Source organism: Pseudomonas sp. URMO17WK12:I11, assembly GCF_007677725.1.
Classification (GTDB): domain Bacteria; phylum Pseudomonadota; class Gammaproteobacteria; order Pseudomonadales; family Pseudomonadaceae; genus Aquipseudomonas.
Map to the genome: position 1 here is coordinate 571,956 of NZ_VEDF01000001.1, position 13,682 is coordinate 585,637.

A 13,682-nucleotide genomic window follows, 5' to 3' on the forward strand; every position below is an offset into this window, starting at 1 on the left:
TTTTTGCTCGGCCTGACGGGGCGCACGCACAAAAAAACACTAAGCGCTGAATTATTTAGTGTCCTGTTGTATCTGATGCCATAGAGCCTTCAGTAACAGGAAAAAACAGGCATGAGATCCCGCAAAAAAAGCGTCAAACCGATCGGTTTGAAAGACATCACCATTGTCGATGATGCCAAGATGCGCAAGGCGATCACCGCCGCTGCGCTGGGCAACGCCATGGAATGGTTCGACTTCGGTGTATACGGTTTTGTCGCCTACGCCCTGGGCAAGGTGTTCTTCCCCAACGCCGACCCCAGCATCCAGATGATCGCTGCGCTGGCTACCTTCTCGGTGCCATTCCTGATCCGCCCGCTGGGCGGTCTGTTCTTCGGCGCACTGGGCGACAAATTCGGTCGCCAGAAAATCCTCGCCGCCACCATCGTGATCATGTCGCTGAGCACCTTCGCCATCGGCTTGATACCGTCATACGCCTCGATTGGTATCTGGGCGCCGATCTTGCTGTTACTGGCGAAGATGGCCCAGGGCTTCTCGGTCGGTGGTGAATACACCGGCGCTTCGATCTTCGTTGCCGAATACGCCCCGGATCGCAAACGCGGCTTCCTCGGCAGTTGGCTGGACTTTGGCTCGATCGCAGGCTTCGTGCTCGGCGCTGGGGTAGTGGTGCTGATCTCCACCGTGCTGGGTGAAGAGAAGTTCCTCGAATGGGGCTGGCGCCTGCCATTCTTCCTGGCGCTGCCGCTGGGCATCATCGGCCTGTACCTGCGCCATGCGCTGGAAGAAACGCCGGCGTTCCAGCAACACGTCGAGAAGCTTGAGCAGGGGGACCGCGAGGGTCTGGCGTCCGGCCCGAAAGTGTCGTTCAAGGAAGTGGCGACCAAGCACTGGCGCAGTCTGATCACCTGCATTGGCGTGGTCATCGCGACCAACGTCACCTATTACATGCTGCTCACCTACATGCCCAGCTACCTGTCGCACAACCTGCACTACAGCGAAGACCACGGCGTGTTGATCATCATCGCGATCATGGTCGGCATGTTGTTCGTGCAGCCGGTGATCGGCCTGCTGAGCGACAAGTTCGGCCGTCGGCCCTTCATCATGGTCGGCAGCATCGGCTTGTTCGCCCTGGCAATTCCGGCCTTCATGCTGATCAACAGCGGCGTACTGGGATTGATCTTCGCCGGTCTGCTGATGATCGCGGTGCTGCTGAACTTCTTCATTGGCGTGATGGCCTCGACCCTGCCGGCGATGTTCCCCACGCACATCCGCTACAGTGCGCTGGCCAGCGCGTTCAACATCTCGGTGCTGATCGCCGGCCTCACCCCCACGCTTGCGGCCTGGTTGGTGGAAACCAGTGGCAACCTCTACATGCCCGCTTACTACCTGATGGTCATCGCCGTGGTTGGCCTCATCACTGCCCTGACCATGAAGGAAACCGCCAACAAGCCTCTGCGCGGCGCGGCCCCAGCCGCCTCGGACATCAACGAGGCGCGCGAGCTGCTGCAAGAGCACCACGACAATATCGAGCAGAAGATCGAAGACATCGACGAGCAGATTGCGGAGCTTGAGGCCAAGCGCAAGCTGCTGGTGCAGCAACACCCGCGCATCGACTGAGGCTCAGCGAGGCATGTAGCCGCGCTGCCACACGCGCGGAATCAGGCCCGAGAGCAGGGCCAGCAGGCAGGCCAGAGCAGCACTCCCGGCCATGGCCTGCAGGCCCATCCGCTGTTGTAACCAGGCGCCCAGGGCAGCGCCGAGCAGCATCCCCGCCCAAGGCACCAGTTGCACCCGCCAACCAGCGCGACGTTCGCCGAGCAGCCAACGCCCGAGGCCGCGGCCGAATCTGGACAGCGCGCCGGTCACGTAGGTAAGCCCGATGGGCAAGCCGTTGACCTGTTCCACCACCGCATTGAGCATGCCCATGGCCAGGATCGCGCTCAGCAGCGGCGCCAGCGTGGTCGTGCCAGGCCAGCTGGCAGCCAGGCCCAGTAGCCCCGTTACCACCAACAGCAGTGGCCACGCGCGGCGCTGGCTGGCCCGTGCCAACAGCACGCCCAGCGCGTTGCCGGCAACGAAGCCGAGCACGGCAGCACTCAGGCGCAGCACCATGCTCGCGTCAGCCTCGCTGATGGCCACCGCCAGGCGCGTGGTATTGCCACTCATGAACGAGACGAAATCGCCTAGCGCCAACAGGCCGATGGCGTCGGTCATGCCTGCCAGCACCGACAGGCCAGCCACCAGGCCAAGCCCAACGCGGCCGCGCCGGCGCTCGAGCTGCAGGCGTTTGGCGGAGCGGGCAGGGCGAGCGGAGGGCAGCATGCGCAGACCTCAGCGAGGCAGTTCGCGGGCCAGGGTGCTCTTGATGGTGCGTTCCACCACATCGACCAGGACCATGGTCTGGTGATCCACCTCGATGTTCAGCAGCTCGCCCACCTGGTAGCGGGGGAAGGTGGTCTGGCGCAGGGTTTCCGGGATCAGGTTGATGGTCACCACGCTGTCCTCGACATCGGCCACGGTCAAGCTGCAGCCATTGACACCGATGAACCCCCGGGGGAATACGTACTTGTCCCAGGGTTCCGGCATGCGAAAGCGAATGAAGGCCCCAGTCGGTTCGATCACCAAGGCGACGATCTCGGCGGTGGTGGCAATGTGACCGGCCATCAGATGACCGCCGACTTCGGCGTTCATCTTGGCCGAGCGTTCGATGTTGACCCCTTGCCCTGGCTTGAAAAAGCGCAGGTTGGTGCGCTCCAGAGTGGCGTTCATGGCGTCGAAGCGCACCTGACTGCCGTGGATCTCGGTGACCGAGAGGCAGGTGCCTTCGACGCTGACGCTGGCGCCAATCTTGAGGTCTTCGAGCAGCGCTGGGGTCAGGTCGAGGGTGAATTGGTGGTGGCCCGGGTGGCGGGTCACCTCAAGCAGAGGACGCACGGCTTGAACGATGCCGGTGTACATGAAGAGCTCCTGCGCACGGGAAAACAATTTCCCGCACGCTAAGCCTGTGGCGCGGCAAAAGCAAGGCGAGGGTGCCGGCTCGGGCGCCGGCATCGCGCCTCAGACGTGGCCGCTGCTGTTGACGATACGCAGGCACAAGGCCTCGTAGGGGTCCAGATTGACCATCAGGCGCCCATCCTCGGTCAGGTCGCCTTCGACCGTCTCGTTGATCATGTCCACCACCGGGCCTGGGGTAAAGCCAGTCAGCAGCAGCTCCTCGGCAATGACCTCCTGGCTGAAGTTCAAGGCGCTGATCTGGATTCCGCGCCCGGCCGGGAGCTCGTGCACCATCACCAGCAGCCCAGGGCTGCTGACATCTGGTACCAGCACCTGGCGGCTGGTGGCGATGCCGTAGGCCTGGCGCACCGCAAGCAGCTTCTTGACCTTGCTGGCGAACGAGTCGGGATTCTCCAGCTGGCTGTCGAGGCTGCCATACAGAGCGCGGGCTCGGGGCATGCCGCGAACCGATGCCTCGGCCTGCGGGTCGAGACCGGCCAGGTCGTAGCCGCCGCGGTGGATCCAGCGGGTATCGCCGTCGCCCATGCGCTCGGCCACCGCTTCGGCAGGCAGGGGCAGGGCACCGACCATGTCCCAGCCAGACAACGCCACCACACCCGGCTGCATGGCGTTGTACATCACCAGCAGCAAGTGCAGTTTCTGAATCAGTTCGATGTCGCTGGCAGACAGCTGCTCGATGTCGCGCATTCCCAGCGCCGCCGTGATCAAGCTGGCGGTGGTGCAAGAGATGCCGTTGGTGACGAAGCGCAGGTTATACGGCGCATGCTCACCGGAAAGCCGCTCGTAGATCTCTTCGCGAATGTGCTCGCGCAAGATGTTGCCCGGCAAGGTCTGGCCTTTGTACAAGTACATGTCGTGGGCGTGCAGCGTCCAGAAGTGCACCAGCTCCACGGTCAGCTCGTCGTGGTTCTGCAGGGCGTGGATCAGCGACGCCGGGTCGATGCCGAAGGCATGCATCTCCTTGAGCATCAGGCGCAGGAATTCGGTATCGCCGGTCAGCAGGGCATGCTGATACGCCGGGCGGGTGATGAAGTCGTAGGACAGGTCGGCACCGCCTTTGGACATCTGCGCGATGTCGTCCAGGGTCAGGTTCAGCTCCTGGAAGCTGAAGCCGCCAGCCTTGCGGATCATGCCGCCAATGATCTGGTTGCCGACGATCGACAGCGGGTGGCTTTCCGACCAGGCGCTGCCGCTGGCGCGGGTTTCCACGCCGAGAAAACCGTTGGCGTCCAGGCGCAGGCCGCGGGCGCCCAGGCAGTCCAGCGCATGCAGGACGTCGCCGATGATCATTTGCTGGGCGGCGAAACTTGGGTCCAGCCAGTTCAGCGACGGTTGCCCCTCCTTGAAATAGTGCAGGTACACCCAGCGTCGAGTCTTGCCGTCGACCCCCGTGATCGGCGGCGTGGCGCTCCAGTCGGTTTCCTTGACACCAGGCTCGAAGAAGATCACCCGCTGCAACTGGCCAACGATGTAGTGGCGCGCCTTGAGTTCGTCGCACTGCGCGGGCGCCAGGTTGACTGCGTCCCGGCCTGCGGGCACATCCGGTAGCAGCGACCAGTCTTCTTCGCGGATCTCGATCATGTGATAGAGCCCGGGATACGCCCCGTGGCCCAGCTCGGCCAGGCGGAAGTCGGCGCCTTTGCCGGTATGCGAGGGGATCAGGTCGTCGATGGTGACGGCGTTGTGCGCAGCCGCCATGCGGCTCATCTGCACCAGCTCCTGTTCGCTGCCGTAGAGTGGGTCGATGTCGAAGCTGATGCGGTCGAAGTTGCCGTCGATGCTAGGGGTGAATTCACGCCCACGCACGCCGCCGGATTGCTTGATCGGCCCGGTGTGAACCCCCTGCACGCCAATCTCGGACAGGCGCTTCCACAGCGCCTGGTGGCCCAGCGCCGCGAGCACCGAGCAGCCTTCGGGGGCAATGATCGCATCGGGGTATACGGTGAGCCACACCGAGGCGATTTCCGTGGCGCGGCGCGGTTGCGCTTCGGCGTAGGGGTTCTGCCACAGACGGGACTGGCCGGAATATTGAGTGGCTCGCTCCTGCGAGGCCTTGAGCATGGAACGCTCTTCAAGCCATTTCACATAAGACGGGTCGGGCTGGGTCATTTCGCATCCTCTCTGCGTGGCGGCACCGGCCCAAGTTATGACGGTATAGCGCGCGGATCGTTCGGCTCGAAGCGCGGCAAGGCCAGCCTGCGTGCGGGCAGGCTGGCCCGAGGCTCAGAAGCTGTACTTGGCCGTGAGCATCAGGTTGCGCGGCGTGCCCCAGGTATCGCCGCCGTAGTCCACCGACATGGCCACTGCCGAGTAGTACTTGCGGTCGAACACGTTGTTGGCATTGAGCTGCAGGTCGAGGTTCTGGTTGACCCGGTAGCCGGCCATCAGGTCGGTCACCGCATAAGCGCCCTGGATCAACCGGTACTCGCTGCCATCGGCCACGGTGAAGTCATTGTAGATACGGCTCTGCCACGAAATGTTGCCACCCACGCGCAGCTTCTCCAGCGGACCCTGGAAGTGGTACACCGTGTTGAGCTTGAACATGTGCTCAGGGGTATCGGTATCGAAGCGCTGGTTGACCTTGCCGGGGTTGGCCGCATCCTTGATGGTGTGTGCCCGCGCGTAGGTGTAGCCGGCGCCGATCTGCCAGTTCGGCGTCAGCGCGCCTTGCAGTTCCATGTCGATGCCCTGGCTGCGTACCTCGCCGGAGGCCTCGTAGCAGGAGGTTTGCGGGCAGTTGGGAACGATCACCTGGGTGGCGCGGTTTTCCTGGTCGACGCGGAATAGGGCCACGCTGGCATTGAGCGCGCCGTCGAAGTATTCACCCTTGATGCCGACCTCGTAGTTTTTACCTACGATCGGCTTGACGGGCGTGGCGCTGGTATCCTTCTCGCTTTGCGGAGTGAAGATATCGCTGTAGCTGACGTAGACCGAGTGGTGCTGGTCCAGCTCGTAGATCAGCCCGGCGTAGCGGGTGACATTGCGCGTCACCTTGTAGTCGCCGTCGCCATCACGGTTGTCGTAGTCGTACCAGTCCAGCCGCCCGCCGAGAATCAGCTTGAGCGGGTCGGCCAGGCTCAGGCGGGTGGTCAGGTACACGCCATCCTGGGTGGTGACTTCACGCTTGTTGCCGGTGTGCACGAAGTCCGGCTTGCCACCGTTGAGCGGCCAGTTGGTGTCGTAGGGGCTGTAGTTGCGGGTGTCCATGTCGTAGATACGCTTGCTGGCGCCGATCACCAGCTCGTGGCTGCGCCCGAGCAGCTCGAACGGGCCGCTGACGAAGGCATCCAGACCCGCCTGATTTTCCTGGTGCTTGGACTGGTAGACCGTCCGCGACAGCGGAGCGCCCAGGCCAGCCCAGCGCGACTGGTAGGAACCGGTGAAGGTGGCTTGCTGTTGGGCATAGTTGGCATTGACCTGCAGTTGCCAGTCGTTGGCCAGGCGATGGCGCAGCTCGGCGAACAGGGTGTCGATCTCCTGGTCCTTGTTCTCCCAGTCGGTGCCCGGGTTGTAGGAGCGCGAGAAGCCCATGTGGTGGCCATCGAGGGCGGTGGGCATGGCACCCCAGAAGTAGTTGGTCTTGTCCTTTTGATGCGAGAACCCGACCATCAGGCTGGTATCGTCGGACAGGTCGGCTTCGGTCACGGCATAGAACAGGCCGTGGTCGTCCTCGACACCGTCGATGAAGCTGTTGGCATCGCGGTAGGAGGCCACCACTCGGCCGCGCACGCTGCCGCTGTCATTGAGCGGGCTGGAGGCGTCGATCTCGCCCCGGTAGTCGTCCCAGCTACCCGCGGCGCCGGTCAAGGTGACCTTCTGCTCCGCCAGCGGACGTTTGCGCACCAGGTTGATGGCGGCTGATGGGTTGCCGGCACCGGTCACCAGGCCCGTGGCGCCGCGCACCACCTCGACCCGGTCGAACATCGCCAGGTTCGGCTGCGCGCCGACCACCCAGCCGGTGTAGCCGCTGGGGATGCCGTCATACATCAGGTTATCGATGTTGAAACCACGGGCCGAATAGGCCTGACGGCCCGGACCGTTGGAGTAGTCGAGGAACAGCCCTGGGGTGGCCTTGACCACATCGTTGATGGTGGTCATGGCCTGATCGTCCATGCGTTGACGGGTGATCACCGTCACTGCCTGGGGCGTTTCGCGCATGCTCAGCGGCAGCTTGGTCGCTGTCGACATGGCCCCGGTGGTGTACGAGCCTGAGCCCTCGGTCGTGCTGCCCAGTACGTCCGAGCTGATTTCAGTCGCACCCAGCTCCAGCGTGGTGGGCGCTTCGTCGGCAAAGCTGGGGGAGGCAACGGCCATGCATACGGCCATGGCGAGCAGGTTGCGAGCGGAAGAGGGGCGCGTGTGCGCGAGGGGCAACGGCATGACGAGGCGGCTCCTGATAACTGCTAATGTTACTGTTTATGAGAACGATTAGCAGTAAGTTTGTCAGGATGTGTCGCACCTTGGATAGGCCGGCGGCCAATCCATTACAAAATTTTCACAACCTAGGCTTTACCGAGAATAGTCTTACCGCGTTGCTTGGCAACTTCCTGCGCTTGGCCATCACGCTGTTTACCCTGGCGGGCCAGCCCCTCAAGCTGCGGAATCAGCATGCCCTCAGGCAGGTGGCGCCAGAAGCGGCCAGGCATGTGTTGGCGCAATACATCCGGATTCAGGCGAGCGGGATTGAAGATATGCCGATAGTAGGTAAGCCACAAATCAGCGCCAGGATCGTCGGCGTTCTCGGCCCATTGGCGCCATTCTTCTGGGCAGTGGCGGCGGTAGTCAAACACCTTGCCATCGTAGCGGATGCCATCGTGGGGCGTTGCGATCAGCCAGCGCTGGCGTCCCAGTCGGTCGGCGAAGTGCGCGCTGGCGCTCTGCAGAATGTCATGGGCGGGTTCGTGAAACGCGACCAGGTCCAACTGCAGGCGCTCCGCCAGGTTAGGCGGCAGCGGTACGAAGCGCACAAACGCATGCAAGTGGTGCGCCTCGCGCCTGACCTGCTTGATCCGCCGCTGCAATTCGCTGCCAATGCGATCGCCGGCCAACATCGCCGTGCGGTCACCGTGGGCGACGCGCCAAAGAATCTCATAGAGCAGGTTCCAGCGTTGCTCACCGCGATAGCGAGCGGCCTGTTCCAATTGCTCCAGCAGCGCCGCGGGCACTTTGGCGCGGAACGGACCGGGGCCCTCGGGCAACGTCGCCGGCACGGCCAGCAAGTCCTGCATGGGGCCTTGCGCCCACGTCACCTGAGCCGGGTCGATGCCGTGGCCCAACAGCGCTCGGGCCTGGATGCGCCACGTCCCGAACTGGTCATCGCAATCGAGTGCAATCACCCCCACAGACCCATTTGCACGGGCGCCTGCGGCTCCCGCAGGCGCGAGCGCAGCAAGCCACTGCGCAGTTCCGCTTCGGCCGGGCGGTAGTCGCTGGTGACGATGAATGGCCGAGCTTTTTCCAGCACGCAGCGCAGGCGGATCAAATCGTCGTAGCGCACCCGCCGTTCGCGACGCAATTCAACCAGCCGTTGGACACTGCGCAGGCCGATTCCCGGAATGCGCGCCAGCAGCGCAGGCTCAGCGCGATTGACATCCAGCGGAAACACCTCACGGTTGGCCAGTGCCCAGGCCAGCTTGGGGTCGATGTCCAGCGCCAAGTTACCAGTCTGCCCAAGCAGCTCGCCGGCCTTGTAGCCGTATCCGCGCAACAAGAAGTCCGCCTGGTACAGGCGGTGTTCACGCAGCAGCGGCGGTGCCGCCAGGGGCACGCTGCCAGGGCTGTCGGGAATTGGGCTGAAGGCCGAGTAATACACGCGCTTGAGCCCATAGCCCTGGTACAGCGACTCGGCATTGCGCAGCAGCGTACTGTCGTCCGTCGCATCGGCACCGACGATCACTTGGGTACTTTGCCCGGCGGGGGCAAACTTGGGCGCCCTCGGCTCGCCGGCGACTGCTTGCTGGCCTTGATGAATGACCCCCATGGCCTGGCGGATGGTATGCGCGTGCTTCTCTGGCGCCAGGCGCTTGAGGCTGGCATCGGTGGGCAGCTCGATGTTCACGCTCAAACGATCGGCCAGGCGTCCGGCTTCTTCGATCAGCAACGGGTCGGCATCGGGGATGGTCTTGAGGTGGATGTAGCCGCGGAAATTGTGTTCTTCGCGCAGCAGGCGCGCCACGCGGATCAGCTGCTCCATGGTGTAGTCAGCCGAGCGAATGATGCCTGAGCTCAAGAACAAGCCGCTGATGCAGTTGCGCCGGTAGAAATCCAGGGTCAGACGCACCACTTCTTCCGGGCTGAAACGCGCGCGCGGCACGTTACTGGAGCGGCGATTCACACAATACTGGCAATCGTAGAGACAGAAGTTGGTCAGGAGGATCTTGAGCAGCGAGACGCAGCGGCCATCGGGGGTATAACTGTGACAGATGCCCATGCCATCGGTCGCGCCCATGCCGCCGCTGCCGCGCGAGCTACGCTTGGGCGCACCGCTGCTGGCACAGGAGGCATCATACTTGGCGGCGTCGGCGAGAATGCCGAGTTTGGCAATGAGCTGCATGGCGTCGTCTCTAGATACTGACTATTCATACAGTATTGACCGCCGGGTCTGATTGCAAGTCCCAGGGGCCAGACGGTCACGGCTTGCAGAGGCCGCTGCAACGACGCTCGATGCATGCTCTGCAACGTATCAATCGATGCGTACCACCATAAACTCATGCTCGACGCCGTCGCCCACCGTCAGGTAGGCAGCCTGTGTCACGTCGGCGGGTGCTCCGGCTATACGCTTGACCTTGTGGCCCTGGTGGTCGCGAATCAGGCAGCGCAGTGAATCCCTGTTCCACTTCAAGGGCTGCAGCTTGAAGAAGTTAATGCGCGTCTGCTTGGCGTAGAAACCAAGGTATTGGTTGCGGCTGACATCCAAGGTGGCCGAACGTTTATCCAGTAGCGAAATCGTGTAGTTAAGCCGTTCGGGCGTCTGCGAGTGATAGTGAAACAGCATGGCCGCCGGCGAGCTGCCGGCTGAGGATTGCAGCCAGTCGTCAGCAGCAACGTCGAAGAGTCCAGACGTCGTCACTGAAACGGGAATACGCTCTGCGTTATCCAGTAAATACAATTTCCCAATGAAGGAAGAGCGTTTTATCCACGGACTGGGTTGTCGATCTGCTGGCATGGGAAACTCCTTGCGATATTGAATGGTGCTGGCGGTGAACATCGAATTGGCAAAGCCGCCGCGCCTCAACAGCGCTCGATTATGAACTCGCAGACCTCATGGGCACCTTGCTGCAGCACGTGAGCCGGTCCATTGTCATGGGCCAGCTTGGCCAGGCCAATTGGTCGCTTGTCACAGAACAGCGAACCTCGCACGGTGTCGGTGGTCGCTGACAGCACTTCAAGCTCGAAGCTTCGCGGGTGTTGATCGCTAATGATGATGTTTCCCTTGGCGTCCAGTGCGAAGTGCTCATTGGCCGTGGGCTTCAGCAATCGATAACGCAGCCGCTCGCGCTGGCTTTTATCAATCCTGAAAAGGCAAGTGAATGCCGGTTTGGAACTTACCGCCAGATAGAATTTGCTGACCGTAGGGGGCGGTGAATACTCGTCTAGTCCATAAAATACTTCGCGCTTGGTCTCCAGGATGCTTACCGGCATCTGCTGCTCGCGGATGTCGACGTAAAGCTTGCCGAAGAACGTTTCTTCGACCCAGTGCGGGTAAAGTACTTCAGCTTCCATGAATCATGCCTCTTGACGGGTTGAGGTAGGACTCAATCGTAGGGGCAAGCGTAGATCCATGAAGCCAGAAGGGTTTCCGGCAGGGCGCCGGGTGCGTAGGGTCATGTACCTGGAAAGCAGAAGGGGCGCCATCTTGGCGCCCCTTCGTTATCACAGCTTAGGCTTCAGCGTCCCATGGACGATCGCCCTTTTCATCCTTAACGCGGGTGGGCAAGCCCATCACGTCAAGGGCCTTGAGGAACGGCTCAGCCGGCAATTCCTCGACGTTGACCATGCGCTTGGCGTCCCACTCGCCGCGGGCAACCAGCAGCGCTGCAGCCACCGGTGGAACCCCCGCCGTGTAGGAAATGCCCTGGCTGTCGGTCTCGGCATAGGCTTCTTCGTGATCGGCCACGTTGTAGATGAACACTTCGCGCGGCTGACCATCCTTGGTGCCCTTGACCAGGTCACCGATGCAGGTCTTGCCGGTGTAGCCTGGGGCCAGCGAAGCAGGATCAGGCAGTACCGCCTTGACCACTTTCAGCGGCACCACTTCCAGGCCTTCTGCGGTCTTCACCGGCTGTTCGGACAGCAGCCCGAGGTTCTTCAGCACGGTGAACACATTGATGTAGTGCTCGCCGAAGCTCATCCAGAAACGCACGTTCGGCACGTTGAGGTTCTTCGAGATCGAGTGAACTTCGTCATGCCCGGTCAGGTACAGGTTCTGCGAGCCCACCACCGGCAGATCGTCGGTGCGCTTGACTTCGAACATGCTGTTGCTGGTCCACTGGCTGTTCTGCCAGCTCCAGACTTGCCCAGTAAACTCGCGGAAGTTGATTTCCGGGTCGAAGTTGGTGGCAAAGTACTTGCCGTGCGAACCAGCATTGACGTCGAGAATGTCGATCGAATCAATGCTGTCGAAATACTGCTGCTGCGCGAGTTTCGCGTAGCTGTTCACCACACCCGGGTCGAAGCCGACGCCGAGAATGGCGGTAATGTTCTTTTCTTGGCACTCTTCGAGGTGTTTCCACTCGTAGTTGCCGTACCACGGCGGGGTCTCGCAGATCTTGCCCGGCTCTTCGTGGATGGCGGTGTCCAGGTAAGCGACACCGGTATCGATGCAGGCACGCAGCACCGACATGTTGAGAAACGCAGAACCGACGTTGATCACGATCTGCGATTCGGTTTCGCGGATCAATGTCTTGGTCGCTTCGACATCGAGGGCATTGAGCGAGAAGGCCTGGATGTCGGCGGGCACCTTGAGGCTACCCTTGGCCTTGACGCTGTCGATGATGGCCTGGCATTTGGAGATGTTCCGTGACGCGATAGCGATACGACCCAGTTCGTCGTTATGCTGCGCGCACTTGTGGGCCACCACCTTGGCGACACCTCCTGCACCAATGATAAGAACGTTCTTCTTCAATTTACCTGTTGCTCCTTACTTGGGAGGCCTGTCTCAGGACAGGCTGGAAAGGTAGTCGTCGAAACCGAACTCACGGACCACCTCGACGCTGCCGTCGAGTTGTTTGACCGCGATCGACGGCATCTTCAGACCGTTGAACCAGTTTTTCTTGACCATCGTGTAACCGGCCGTGTCGATGAACGACAGGCGGTCGCCAATGGCCAGCGGGCGCTCGAATTGATACTCGCCGAAGATGTCACCGGCCAGGCACGATTTGCCGCAGACCATGTAGGTGTGCTCACCGTCGTTGGGCGCCATCTTGGCGTTGAGGCGGTAGATCAGCAGGTCGAGCAGGTGCGCCTCGATGGAGCTGTCGACCACCGCCAGGTGTTTGCCGTTGTACAGGGTGTCGAGCACGGTCACTTCCAGCGAAGCGCTGTTGGTGATGGCGGCTTCGCCCGGTTCCAGGTAGACCTGCACGCCATAGCGCTCGGAGAACGCCTTGAGGCGGGCGCAGAAAGCATCCAGGGCGTAGCCTTCGCCGGTGAAGTGGATACCCCCACCCAGGCTTACCCACTCGACCTGGTGCAGCAGGTGGCCAAAGCGCTCTTCGATGTGCGTGAGCATCTTGTCGAACAGGCTGAAATCACCGTTCTCGCAATTGTTATGGAACATGAAGCCGGAAATCTGCGAAATCACCTGCTCGATCTGCGCCGGGTCCCATTCGCCGAGGCGGCTGAACGGGCGCGCCGGGTCGGCCAGCAGGTAGTCGGAACTGCTCACCTGCGGGTTGACGCGCAAGCCGCGCACCTTGCCTTCGGACTGTTCGGCAAAACGCTGCAGTTGGCCGATCGAGTTGAAGATGATCTTGTCGCAGTTCTCGAGCATCTCATCGATTTCGTCATCGGCCCAGGCCACGCTGTAGGCGTGGGTTTCGCCGGCGAATTTCTGCCGGCCGAGCTTGAGTTCGAACAGCGACGAGGACGTCGTGCCATCCATGTACTGCTGCATCAGGTCGAACACCGACCAGGTAGCGAAGCACTTGAGCGCGAGCAGCGCCTTGGCACCGGAGTGTTCACGCACGTAGGCGATCTTCTCCATGTTGCTCAGCAGCTTGGTTTTGTCGATGAGGTAGTACGGCGTCTTGATCATTTAAAGGCCCCCGGCCAGGCCGGCCAAAAAAAAGACCCGCATTGTGCCTTCACTGGCCGCAGATCGAAAGGGCGGGATGCGCATTTCGTCTGCACGCGTGCACGTCGAGTGAATTAATCGGATGAGTACGGGTTCAGTAGATCAAGACAGTATGAACATCGTAATCATCTGCCCACCGATAACTGGAGAATTCGATGAGCCACACGTTCAAGCGCGGTGACCACGTACGGTGGAATTCCGAGGCCGGCATGATTGACGGCAAAGTGGTCAAGGTTCACACCGAGGATGTGGAATTTCTCGGGCGGCAGCGGCATTGCTCGAAGGACGAGCCGCAGTACGAGGTCAAGAGCGACAAGACCGGTCACCTGGCCATGCACAAGGAAGAGGCCTTGCACAAAGCCTGAGGCGCATGGCG

Annotated in this window: 12 protein-coding genes; 2 read left to right on the forward strand and 10 right to left on the reverse strand. The window is 61.7% G+C overall.

Annotation, left to right across the window (positions count from 1 at the left end):
* Nucleotides 1-111: 111 nt before the first annotated feature.
* Nucleotides 112-1,614: a glycine betaine/L-proline transporter ProP gene (gene proP / locus FS665_RS02845; RefSeq protein WP_145183052.1), complete on the forward strand. Its 1,503-nt coding sequence runs from the start codon at nucleotides 112-114 to the stop codon at nucleotides 1,612-1,614.
* A gap of 3 nt (nucleotides 1,615-1,617) precedes the next feature.
* On the opposite strand, the gene FS665_RS02850 is transcribed toward proP, so the two are convergent.
* The 10 genes from FS665_RS02850 to FS665_RS02895 all read right to left on the reverse strand — a co-directional run bounded on the left by FS665_RS02850 (nucleotide 1,618) and on the right by FS665_RS02895 (nucleotide 13,267).
* On the reverse strand, nucleotides 1,618-2,319 hold the full coding sequence (locus tag FS665_RS02850; RefSeq protein WP_145183055.1) for a YoaK family protein: 702 nt from the start codon (nucleotides 2,317-2,319) through the stop codon (nucleotides 1,618-1,620).
* 9 nt (nucleotides 2,320-2,328) lie between these two features.
* Nucleotides 2,329-2,955 (reverse strand): riboflavin synthase subunit alpha, encoded by a 627-nt coding sequence (locus tag FS665_RS02855; RefSeq protein WP_145183058.1) that lies wholly within the window; start codon nucleotides 2,953-2,955, stop codon nucleotides 2,329-2,331.
* Between the two features lie 99 nt (nucleotides 2,956-3,054).
* A complete protein-coding gene (gene treS, locus FS665_RS02860) occupies nucleotides 3,055-5,121 on the reverse strand; it encodes a maltose alpha-D-glucosyltransferase (protein ID WP_145183061.1) in 2,067 nt (688 codons plus the stop codon).
* A gap of 114 nt (nucleotides 5,122-5,235) precedes the next feature.
* A complete protein-coding gene (locus tag FS665_RS02865; protein ID WP_145183063.1) occupies nucleotides 5,236-7,392 on the reverse strand; it encodes a TonB-dependent siderophore receptor in 2,157 nt (718 codons plus the stop codon).
* Between the two features lie 122 nt (nucleotides 7,393-7,514).
* The gene (locus FS665_RS02870; RefSeq protein WP_145183066.1) at nucleotides 7,515-8,354 is read right to left on the reverse strand and encodes a TIGR03915 family putative DNA repair protein; all 840 of its coding nucleotides are present in this window, start codon (nucleotides 8,352-8,354) and stop codon (nucleotides 7,515-7,517) included.
* Nucleotides 8,345-9,565: a putative DNA modification/repair radical SAM protein gene (locus FS665_RS02875; RefSeq protein ID WP_145183069.1), complete on the reverse strand. Its 1,221-nt coding sequence runs from the start codon at nucleotides 9,563-9,565 to the stop codon at nucleotides 8,345-8,347. Before FS665_RS02875 ends, FS665_RS02870 begins: the two co-directional genes overlap by 10 nt.
* 129 nt (nucleotides 9,566-9,694) lie before the next feature.
* On the reverse strand, nucleotides 9,695-10,177 hold the full coding sequence (locus FS665_RS02880) for a hypothetical protein (protein WP_145183072.1): 483 nt from the start codon (nucleotides 10,175-10,177) through the stop codon (nucleotides 9,695-9,697).
* A gap of 65 nt (nucleotides 10,178-10,242) precedes the next feature.
* Nucleotides 10,243-10,734 carry a hypothetical protein gene (locus tag FS665_RS02885; protein ID WP_145183075.1) on the reverse strand — a complete coding sequence of 164 codons (492 nt, stop codon included), beginning with the start codon at nucleotides 10,732-10,734 and terminating at the stop codon, nucleotides 10,243-10,245.
* 157 nt (nucleotides 10,735-10,891) lie between these two features.
* Nucleotides 10,892-12,136: a saccharopine dehydrogenase family protein gene (locus FS665_RS02890; protein WP_145183077.1), complete on the reverse strand. Its 1,245-nt coding sequence runs from the start codon at nucleotides 12,134-12,136 to the stop codon at nucleotides 10,892-10,894.
* A gap of 33 nt (nucleotides 12,137-12,169) precedes the next feature.
* Nucleotides 12,170-13,267 (reverse strand): carboxynorspermidine decarboxylase, encoded by a 1,098-nt coding sequence (locus FS665_RS02895; RefSeq protein ID WP_145183080.1) that lies wholly within the window; start codon nucleotides 13,265-13,267, stop codon nucleotides 12,170-12,172.
* Nucleotides 13,268-13,461: 194 nt separating this feature from the next.
* On the opposite strand from FS665_RS02895, the gene FS665_RS02900 reads away from it, so the two are divergent.
* Nucleotides 13,462-13,671 (forward strand): DUF2945 domain-containing protein, encoded by a 210-nt coding sequence (locus FS665_RS02900; RefSeq protein WP_145183083.1) that lies wholly within the window; start codon nucleotides 13,462-13,464, stop codon nucleotides 13,669-13,671.
* The last annotated feature ends 11 nt before the right edge of the window (nucleotides 13,672-13,682 follow it).

Excerpts from the sequence above, each read along its gene's own strand:
- FS665_RS02855 (WP_145183058.1), bottom strand. The coding sequence starts at position 2,955 with ATGTACACCGGCATCGTTCAAGCCGTGCGTCCTCTGCTTGAGGTGACC.
- treS (WP_145183061.1), bottom strand. The coding sequence starts at position 5,121 with ATGACCCAGCCCGACCCGTCTTATGTGAAATGGCTTGAAGAGCGTTCC.
- FS665_RS02885 (WP_145183075.1), bottom strand. The coding sequence starts at position 10,734 with ATGGAAGCTGAAGTACTTTACCCGCACTGGGTCGAAGAAACGTTCTTC.
- FS665_RS02850 (WP_145183055.1), bottom strand. The coding sequence starts at position 2,319 with ATGCTGCCCTCCGCTCGCCCTGCCCGCTCCGCCAAACGCCTGCAGCTC.
- FS665_RS02895 (WP_145183080.1), bottom strand. The coding sequence starts at position 13,267 with ATGATCAAGACGCCGTACTACCTCATCGACAAAACCAAGCTGCTGAGC.
- FS665_RS02865 (WP_145183063.1), bottom strand. The coding sequence starts at position 7,392 with ATGCCGTTGCCCCTCGCGCACACGCGCCCCTCTTCCGCTCGCAACCTG.
- FS665_RS02900 (WP_145183083.1), top strand. The coding sequence starts at position 13,462 with ATGAGCCACACGTTCAAGCGCGGTGACCACGTACGGTGGAATTCCGAG.
- proP (WP_145183052.1), top strand. The coding sequence starts at position 112 with ATGAGATCCCGCAAAAAAAGCGTCAAACCGATCGGTTTGAAAGACATC.
- FS665_RS02880 (WP_145183072.1), bottom strand. The coding sequence starts at position 10,177 with ATGCCAGCAGATCGACAACCCAGTCCGTGGATAAAACGCTCTTCCTTC.
- FS665_RS02875 (WP_145183069.1), bottom strand. The coding sequence starts at position 9,565 with ATGCAGCTCATTGCCAAACTCGGCATTCTCGCCGACGCCGCCAAGTAT.